The sequence below is a fragment of the Kitasatospora sp. NPDC057512 genome, assembly GCF_042802135.1.
In the GTDB taxonomy this organism is placed as follows: domain Bacteria; phylum Actinomycetota; class Actinomycetes; order Streptomycetales; family Streptomycetaceae; genus Kitasatospora.
In genome coordinates this window covers 1-2,344 of record NZ_JBHVET010001025.1, presented here as the reverse complement: position 1 = coordinate 2,344, position 2,344 = coordinate 1, and the positions used below count along the sequence as shown (strand labels likewise).

Genomic DNA, 2,344 nt, shown 5'->3' with positions numbered 1-2,344 from the left:
CCTCCGCAAGGGGCCGCCGGTGTGCTTCAGAAGTGGTCGGGGCCCGCCCAGCTGTACCAGCGGTCGTCGACCTGTGTGTAGCGGGCCGGGTGCTGCGTCGGAGTGCCCGCCGGGAAGTAGGCGTAGCCGTGGGAGGCGAAGACGCCCGACCCTGCCACCGCGAACTTCACGCCGCCGTCGACCAGTTCGGCGTCCCGGACGGGGTAGCCGCCGATCCAGGCCGGGGCACGATCCGTCGTTCCGGTGGCGAGGGCGCGCTCGGCGAAGGAGGTGAGCGCGGGGCGGGACATCGAGAACCGTGCCTCGCGGGGGACGTCGTGGCTGATCAGCAGGGCTGCGGCGCCGACCAGCAACGGGGGTACCGCCCAGCGCCAGGCGCCGTGCCACCGTCCCGTTCCGGCCTCGGCCGCCCTGTTCGACTCCCTCGCCTTCCAGGCGAGCCAGGCGAAGGGCATCAGCACGAGCACGAGCAGGCCGGCGCCGAGCAGGCCGTAGTCCTCACCGGGCACGCTGAAGCCCAGCACGACGGCGCCCACCGCCAGCGAGGTGCCCAACAGCGCGCTGTTGCCCGGGCGGTGGAGCCGCCGCACGCGCCGCCATACGGCGGGTGCGGCGGCCAGCCCGGCCAGGGCCAGCGCGAGCAGCACCACGACCGGCCCGAGCAGAGCGGCCGGGACCGCCGCGACCAGGCCGACCATTGCCGTCCCCACCACCACGGCTCCGTGCACGACACCGTCCGGAGCCGCGGCGACGACGGCCAGCAACCCGGCCAGGACCAGCGGACCCCGGTACCCGGGCGTGCGCAGGTGGTGGAACGAGAGGGCCCGTACCGCGGACGGGAACGAGGAGTTGGTGATCACGCCGCCATCCCTACCAGAGCCCCTGATCACCGCCAAGGCCCGAGGACGATCCCGGCATCGATCCGCTCGCGCCGTCCCTCCCCCAGTGCCTACGGCTGGATCACGAAGTACACCACGAAGCCCGCGGTCACGCACAGGAAGAACTGCACCATGAAGCCCCAGGTGAGCGGCACTTCGTCCCGGTCGCCGGCCTCGTCGGCCGCCAGTTGCAGGCGCGCCATCCTCCCGAGGTGCCCGGCCGTCCCCAGCGTCAGCGACAGCATCGCCAGCGAGTACATGGACAGCGCGCCGGCCGAGTCCATCCCGTTCATGTGGGAGCGGCCGACCAGGAAGAGGGCACCGACGAGCGGCGCCAGGGCCACCATGATCCGGTACTGCCGGGTCACCTGCGGCGGTACCGCCATCGCCCAGAACAGCACCGTCGTCAGCGCGACGATCCACCACCAGGTGGCCACGCTCAAGCCCAGTGGAGTCATGCCCCCACCCCCCAGGTCACGGACGTTCGTTCACGTCCACTGCCGATCACACTAATCAGACCGGCACCGCCCCGCGCTGCCCGGAACCCGCAAGATCCCGCCCGCTCCCCTGCCGGTTCCCGGCAAGAACCCGACAAGACCCGGCACAGGAAGTCGGCCATGTCGACGTCCTGCGCGGGAGGTTGGGGATCTCCGATGCTGCTCAGTCGATGCAGAACTCGTTGCCCTCGACGTCCTGCATCGCGAGGCACGACTCGTTCTCCTCGTCGGCGACCAGCAGCTGCACGCGGGTCGCGCCGAGGGGGACCAGGCGGGCGCACTCGGCCTCCAGGGCCGCGACGCGCGCCGCGCCGACCAGGCCGGTGCCGACCCGGACGTCGAGGTGCACCCGGTTCTTGACGACCTTGCCCTCGGGGACGCGCTGGAAGTACATCCGCGGGCCCACACCCGTGGGGTCGCTGGCGGCGAACCACGAGCCCCGCTTCTCGGGCGGCAGCGAGCGCTGGTAGTCGTCCCAGGTGTCGAACCCCTCCGGCGTGGACGGCGGGACGTATCCCAGGGCCTCGCACCAGAAACGACCGACGCGCTCGGGTTCCGCGCAGTCGAAGGTGACCTGGAACTGCTTGATCGATGCCATCGGGCCACCATAGCCATGACAAGAAAGTCACGCCGCTCGATTTCCCTCGCGCGCCCGCAGGTTGGTGGGGAGCGGGGCTGGACCCGCGTCCACGTGGGGCCGGGCCGGTACGCGGCCGCAGGTACGTATGGGTGGTGTGTCGGGCCGTCTCGGACAAGGCGATGACGACGATGGGCCATCCCGGCCGGCAGAGGCCCAGTTACCCCGGTGCGAACTCCGCATGCGTGGGGATCCGTCTCTCCGGAGACTGGGGCTGATCGAGGGAACTCGGGGCGACTAGATGAATGAGTCCGATGTCCTCAGTGGTCATAGGCGATGAGTGAGCGCTTGATCGCGGCGCCGGTGTTCCAGTTGTGCCAGATCGCGGCGGC

At 71.1% G+C, this 2,344-nt stretch carries 3 protein-coding genes; all 3 read right to left on the bottom strand.

Features of this window, described 5'->3' with window-relative positions:
• Positions 1-26: 26 nt before the first annotated feature.
• Positions 27-860 (bottom strand): hypothetical protein, encoded by an 834-nt coding sequence (locus tag ACFU6K_RS37070; RefSeq protein WP_380670759.1) that lies wholly within the window; start codon positions 858-860, stop codon positions 27-29.
• An 89-nt stretch (positions 861-949) separates the two neighbouring features.
• Positions 950-1,336, bottom strand: a complete 387-nt coding sequence (locus ACFU6K_RS37065; protein ID WP_380670757.1) for a hypothetical protein — start codon at positions 1,334-1,336, stop codon at positions 950-952.
• Between the two features lie 202 nt (positions 1,337-1,538).
• Entirely contained in the window at positions 1,539-1,973 is a 435-nt protein-coding gene (locus ACFU6K_RS37060; protein WP_380670755.1) for a VOC family protein, read from the bottom strand.
• Positions 1,974-2,344: the final 371 nt, after the last annotated feature.